Genomic DNA, 6094 nt, shown 5'->3' with positions numbered 1-6094 from the left:
CACGATGGCGACGATGGTTGCCGAACCGTACGTCAACCATATTCCGACGCTGACGGGCGGCGTCGGCTACGACGAGCTCAAGCGCTTCTACACGCATCATTTCGTGCATGCGAATCCGCCGGACACGCCGATCACGCCGATCTCGCGCCCGGTCGGCGCGGGGGGAGGGGGGGGGGGGTGGGGGGGGGGGTGGCGAGGCGGGGTTGATGGGGGGGGGGGGGGGGGGGGTGCAGGCGGCGCGAGAGCCGCGCAGTTCGGTGGCGGCGTAGCCTTGCGCGGCGGGGCCGGCCGAGCGAGTCGCGCCCGGTCAGGGCGGCAGTATGCCGACGCGCGGATTCAGGCACGCGTAGACGAGGCTGAAGGCGAGCAGCGCGAACAGCAGCGACGTGACGATGCGGGCGGCCGTGCGTGTGCGCTCGATCCGGATGAAGAGCGTGCCGCCGACGAGCATCAGCGTTACGCCGACGTAGAAAATGTTGGCGAAATCGCCTAGGTCGTGTTCGACGAGGCTGTCCGCGAAGCTCATGTAGTCATAGCTCAGCAGGCGGTGCAACTGGTCGCGCGTCGACAGGTTGGCGAACGTGCCGGCGACGGACACGAGCCCGATCAGCGTGAACAGCGTGGCGATGACGATCGTGATGCGCCGCTTCATCGGTCAGCCCACGTTGTAGAACGCCTGGATCTGCGCGTTGACGAACACGATCAGCATGACGAAGGCCCAGCCGAGCACGAACGCGAAGCGCCTGCGGCTGCGATCGGCATCAAGTGCAATCAGCGCGGCCAGTGCGTTGAGTGAGGCCAGCACCAGCACGTAGAAGCGGCTGGCGAACAGGTCGGCCTCAGGGATCGCGCGGTCGACGTGATTGACCCAGTGATAGGTGATCGGCTTGAGGGCGAGACCTTCGCCGATCACGGCGGGGTCGAGCAGGCGTGAGAGCGTCGGCGCACCGGCGGCGGCATAGCAAAGCACCGCGGCTGCGAGTGCGAGAGCGGCGGTGCGCCATGTTTTGTCGAGAGTGGTCGGGATCATCGGGTGACGTCGGCCGTGTGCGAGACGGCGTCATTGTGCCTGCGAAGCGGGGCACTGTTGATGCACGACCGAGGTGGCGCGAAGGTTGGCTTGTGGAAGCGGAACCGGCGCATTGGACGATGCAAATGAAAAAGCCGCTGTTTCTTTCGAAACAGCGGCTTTCGCATTTGGTGGCGAATCAGGGATTCGCGGCAGATGCCCGGGAACCCCTGTCACGCCGCGCTGCGCGGCTGCTACACGATTTTCAGCATAGCAGGTCGGGGTAGCAGTGAATACTCAGATTCGCCCCTTCCGCACTGGCGCTACGAGCAGAGTCACTTGACCTCGCCTGGTTGAAGGTAATGCAGGTCCGACTCCTGAGAGACAGCCGGGCCCCGCGTTTTACTGGGGTCAGATTAAGTTGGCTTTTAAGTTATGCGGACGCGGATTACCCCGTTTTGTCCGCTCTTTTCCCGGTTTTGCCGACGAATATTTTGTAATATCTTATTAGGCCGTAAAAGGTGCCGATTCTGCTTTCTGCGGGGCCGCAATCGGCGCCCGAGCGTGCATGCGCTGCAGGCGTGCATCGCTCCCTGACCAGCTCAGAAAGGCAGTGCAGCACGAAACAATAAGTTGATTCCTCGCTGAGGGGAGACCGAAGTGAATTTCCAGGCATTCGTGGTTGCAGTACCTACTCCGGTGCTGGTCACCAGCGCGGTACTCGCCGCACTCGTCATAATTTTCATCGGCGTTTTTCTCGTGCCGGCCGCGAGTCACTGGTTCCGCCTGAGGAATGTCCAGAAGCGCATCGCAAAGTTCGAAACCACAAACTATCCGTCCCAGTTCAAGGCGGTGTTTGCCAGTGACCGGAGACTGGCGCACCTCTGGAAAGAGTATGACGAATCATTGCATCGCCAGCGCGAGGAGCGAGAGGGGCAAATGGTCGTCCAGGCCGTTCGCGCCACCGTACCCGCCGAGCTTTATTTCAACCACCAAGTAGTGGTCGACAGCCGCCTGCGTACGGAGTTCTTCAAGCATGTCCCAGGGATTTTCACAGGCATCGGCATTATCGGTACCTTCAGTGGGCTGATTGAGGGTCTCCGTGCGTTTCAGGTAAGTGAGAACGCAGCAACCGTGAGAAGCAGTCTCGAGTCACTTATGCATTCGGTCGGCGAGGCGTTCCTCGTCTCGGCATCCGCGATTGCTGCTGCGATGGTTGTCACGTTTGTTGAGAAGCTCCTCCTCGCATCGCTCTACCGGCGGACCGAGGAAATTGCGCACGCGATTGACGCATGCTTCGAAGCCGGGGCAGGCGAGGAATACCTCTCACGGCTGGTCAAGGCGTCGGAAGAATCGGCGAGCCAGTCGAAAATCCTGAAGGACGCGCTCGTCAAGGAACTGGGCGAACTGCTGCGGGAACTGACCGGCGCACAGATAGCCGCAGGCAGAGAGCAACAGACGCTGGCAGCGGAGGCGGCCCGCCAGAACAACGTCGCGTTGGGCAACGCGATTGCCGAAAGTATCCAGCAGGGTCTCAAGGGACCGCTCGAAGAAATCGCCGCCACCGTGAAAAGCGCCAGTGGTGACCAGAGTGAGAGCGCCATGCGCATGCTGCAGGATGTGATGGCGAGCTTCAGTCAGCGGCTGAATGACCTGTTTGGCGGCCAGATTTCTGGTCTCAACGAACTCAACCAGCAGACCGCGCGGAGCATTCAGGAGGCCGTGGGCACATTGCACACGCTAGTTGCAAACATTGAGGCTTCAAGTCAGCGTTCGACTGACACAATGGCACAGCGGATGGCGGAGGCAATTGAGAAGATGGAATCGCGGCAGGAAGCGATAAACGCCCAGTCGGCCGCATTTGTCGAGCAGATTCGCGAGCTCGTTGCGACTTCCCAGTCGGAGACAAGTCAGAAGCTGCAGACGACGCTGGAAACACTCGGCACCCAGGTCAGCGAGATGCTGGCGACGCTCAGCGGGGCGCAGAAGGAAGTATTTGAGAACAACCGGGCGCGGGAGAGTGCCATGGCCGAACGCGCCACGGGTGCGGTCGCAACGATGTCCGAGTCGGTCGATTCGGTTGTCAGGGAGCTCGGCGCCGCGACTACCCAGATGGCCCAGAGTGTTGCCGCCCTAACTCAGGCCACGACATCATCCGTGGACCGAATGAACGCAGGCGCCGAGGTACTGGGTACGGCATCGCGCAATTTTGCGGCGGCGGGCGAACGCGTTTCGGGCGTCATGGGGCAGGCAGCCAGCGTGTCAGCAAAGCTGGCCGAGACGTCAGGCAGCCTGACGAGTGGGGCTGGGGCAATCCAGGAACTGTTGAGAGATTACCGCGCTCACCGTGACGCTATCAGTCAGCTGGTTACCGAACTACGCGCAACGGTCGACGCCGCCCGGAAGGAAGCGACGCTGACCGGCGATATTCTCAGTCGTATCGAGAGTTCCGCAAGTCGTCTTGGAGCGGCACAAGTGCAGGCCGATGAGTACCTTGCCGGCGTCAGCCGGGTTCTCGGGGAGGCGCATACTTCCTTTGCGACAGAGGTCAAGCGCACGCTCGACAAGGCAAATACCGAATTCCACACGAAACTCACGTCGGCGGTCGGACTGCTTTCGTCCGCAGTGGGTGAGCTCGAGTTGACGCTCGCGTCAATGGGAACGCTCGCACCGGTGAGGAAGTAAGCGATGCTCGGAGCCCGGATAGTCGTCAAGCGCGGTGGCCGCGATGAGGCAGAAAAGCCGTTCTGGATATCATTTGCCGACCTGATGACCGCACTGATGGTGCTCTTTCTCGTCGTCATGGGCGTGGCGTTGCTTGCTGTGACCAAGAATGTGACCGAGAAGGAAAAGCGCGAGGAGCAGCACCGCAAAGACATTGAGCTTATCCTCGACCGGTTTCAAAGCGCCGCGAAGCAGTATAGCGGTATCAAGGTGGACCGCGACCGACACGTTATCGACTTTGGTGACCGCGCACGCTTCGCGTTCGGGAAGTCCAATCTGGCGCCCGAGCAGGAAGAAGTGCTGCGCCAGTTTGTTCCCGAAATCCTGACGCTCGCGAATGACGACCTCGGCAAGCGCGTCCTGAAGCGGGTGGTCGTCGAAGGCTACACGGACAGGACAGGCACGTATCTCAGCAACCTGAATCTCAGCCTGCAGCGTAGCGAACGGGTGTTATGCAGCATGTTCGCAACTGGTGGTGCGAGCCTGCTCAACGAGGACCAGAAGGAGAATGTACGAAACCTGTTTCTGGTCGGCGGGTACTCATTCAACGACTCCAAAGACACGGACGAGGAGAGCCGCCGCGTTGAGATGCGTCTCGAGTTTCTTAGTGTCGGCGAGCAGCGCCCACCAGTACCTGCGCAAACAGGCAACTTCGGCGACTGCGCACTGCGATGAGTGCACTTGACCATCTGGCGTCCCTGCTACGACCATCGCTCGGTGAAGGCGCCAAAACAATGACGTCGGGCGGTGGCATCGATGCCCTGTTGGTGGCGATGAAGGCGCGCTCGAAATCAGGAGGTGGCAGGGCGCCTCCGGAAGACCATCAGCTCGACGCCGTCCGGCGCTACTGGGACAGCCAGGAAGTGACCACCTTCCGCGATGCCTATCTGCTGTCGTGGAGTCTTTGCCTGCCCCATCATCCGCGCGGACAGTGTGTGATGGAGGACCGCCCCCGATTGCAAGGCGTCCTGGACAGCGTCGATGCGTACAAGCCCAAGCCGAGTGCATACAGGCGATGCTACCAGGGGCTGGTCAAGTGCTACTTCACCTATGACGCAGATGCGCCCGAAGTGCCTTCCGTCGGACGAAAAAACTGGGGTGTATTGCGTGACTATCTTCATGACCACAACCGCGATATTCGCGACGGCGGGCCGACCCCGGAGTGGGTCGACACCGCTGTCGAAAACAGGCAGCTGTTCGGCGAGGCGCCTTGCGCACCCTATGTGAGCGCTTTGCTGCAAGGCGACGCGTCGTGCATTGACAACCTGTGCGAACAGCTTGCAATCGGGAAGGGGTCCTGGTTTTTGCGACAGCTGGTACTTGCACAGGTGGAAGGCGCCACGAAACTGCGTCACGGTGAATTCCAGCGTCTTCTGCCCCGGTTGCTCGGCCTGCTGGCCAACAACGAAGTGCTGCGTGACCGCGGAATGATTCTGGTCCTTGACCGCTATGCGCAAGTGCCCGGTACTGCGTTGCATCACGGCCTTCGTGACCACGCTGTTGCCTGGTGGGGCAATCCGTGGCTGCCGTCGAATGCGACCCGCTGGGGAGGCGTTGCGCCGGCGGCGCGTTCAATGGTAGCGGAGTGGCTCAAGCTCGAATTCATCGAGACATTTTTCACTAAGCTTGCGGAGGATGGACTTGGCGACCCGCGGCGGATGGAGTTCTGGAAACGATACGTCAAGGCCATCGACCACATCGAATTTGCACTGGGTTCGTTCGCACGCAACTCGAGGGAGCAGGACTTCGTCACGCTGCGCAAGAAAATGACGGGGCTTATCTGCGAGTTGGATGCATCCGGCACAAACAACGCCTTCATCATGCGGATGGGGAACCTGGTCGCGGTGGAATTCAGCAGTCTTGGCAATGCGCTTTATGGCTACGACGCGGGTCGCTCAGTTCCATTTGATACGACCCAGGTACTCAGACTTGCCACGGACGGCAGGAACTCGTTGAAGCAAAAGGGCAAGAGCATCCTCTGGCTGAAGCACCAAGACGGCATTCACAACTGGAACCGATGGGAAGACATGTTCGATGCGACGTTGCGCAAGGAGTTTGGCATTCTTCCATCGACTCCGGCGCCACGCAGCAACGATAGAACTTCGCAACCTTCGCAGTCTTTGTCTTCCGCAAAGCGTGGGGTTGGGGGCTCACCATCAAATCGGAGCGGCACGACATCCGAATCCTATTCGAACGTCGCGCTCCGACGGTTCGCTGCGATACATGGACTGGAAGTCGACGACAAGACATCCATGGGAGGCAACCTTTGGGTCCGCGGCTTCAGTAGCGACGAAATGGTCAATCAGGTGCTGACGCGCTGGGGCTTCCGCGCCAAGCCGGGCAAGGGATGGTGGAGATAGG

At 60.6% G+C, this 6094-nt stretch carries 5 protein-coding genes and 1 pseudogene; 4 read left to right on the top strand and 2 right to left on the bottom strand.

Features of this window, described 5'->3' with window-relative positions:
* A pseudogene (locus tag C5O79_RS32650) lies at positions 1-157 on the top strand (dienelactone hydrolase family protein); the annotation flags it as partial.
* 150 nt (positions 158-307) lie between these two features.
* Here the strand turns inward: C5O79_RS32650 and C5O79_RS38285 are convergent.
* Both C5O79_RS38285 and C5O79_RS32645 read right to left on the bottom strand, forming a co-directional pair.
* Positions 308-652: a hypothetical protein gene (locus C5O79_RS38285; protein ID WP_047852179.1), complete on the bottom strand. Its 345-nt coding sequence runs from the start codon at positions 650-652 to the stop codon at positions 308-310.
* Positions 653-655: 3 nt separating this feature from the next.
* A complete protein-coding gene (locus C5O79_RS32645) occupies positions 656-1030 on the bottom strand; it encodes a hypothetical protein (RefSeq protein WP_047852178.1) in 375 nt (124 codons plus the stop codon).
* 639 nt (positions 1031-1669) lie between these two features.
* Between C5O79_RS32645 and zorA the strand changes: the two genes are divergently transcribed.
* From zorA to C5O79_RS32630, 3 genes are read left to right on the top strand one after another with little or no spacing between them, the layout of a single operon-like run.
* The gene (gene zorA / locus C5O79_RS32640; protein ID WP_131932085.1) at positions 1670-3694 is read left to right on the top strand and encodes an anti-phage ZorAB system protein ZorA; all 2025 of its coding nucleotides are present in this window, start codon (positions 1670-1672) and stop codon (positions 3692-3694) included.
* 3 nt (positions 3695-3697) lie between these two features.
* Positions 3698-4408: an OmpA family protein gene (locus C5O79_RS32635; protein WP_131932083.1), complete on the top strand. Its 711-nt coding sequence runs from the start codon at positions 3698-3700 to the stop codon at positions 4406-4408.
* Positions 4405-6093 carry an EH signature domain-containing protein gene (locus C5O79_RS32630; RefSeq protein ID WP_131932081.1) on the top strand — a complete coding sequence of 563 codons (1689 nt, stop codon included), beginning with the start codon at positions 4405-4407 and terminating at the stop codon, positions 6091-6093. The genes C5O79_RS32635 and C5O79_RS32630 overlap by 4 nt, the downstream gene beginning before the upstream one ends.
* The last annotated feature ends 1 nt before the right edge of the window (position 6094 follow it).

This window comes from Burkholderia sp. SRS-25, assembly GCF_004343765.1.
GTDB classification, from domain to species: Bacteria; Pseudomonadota; Gammaproteobacteria; order Burkholderiales; family Burkholderiaceae; genus Burkholderia; species Burkholderia contaminans.
The sequence above is the reverse complement of the archived record's forward strand: the minus strand, read 5'-3'. Positions and strand labels throughout refer to the sequence as shown.

Excerpts from the sequence above, each read along its gene's own strand:
- C5O79_RS38285 (WP_047852179.1), bottom strand. The coding sequence starts at position 652 with ATGAAGCGGCGCATCACGATCGTCATCGCCACGCTGTTCACGCTGATC.
- C5O79_RS32645 (WP_047852178.1), bottom strand. The coding sequence starts at position 1,030 with ATGATCCCGACCACTCTCGACAAAACATGGCGCACCGCCGCTCTCGCA.
- C5O79_RS32635 (WP_131932083.1), top strand. The coding sequence starts at position 3,698 with ATGCTCGGAGCCCGGATAGTCGTCAAGCGCGGTGGCCGCGATGAGGCA.
- C5O79_RS32630 (WP_131932081.1), top strand. The coding sequence starts at position 4,405 with ATGAGTGCACTTGACCATCTGGCGTCCCTGCTACGACCATCGCTCGGT.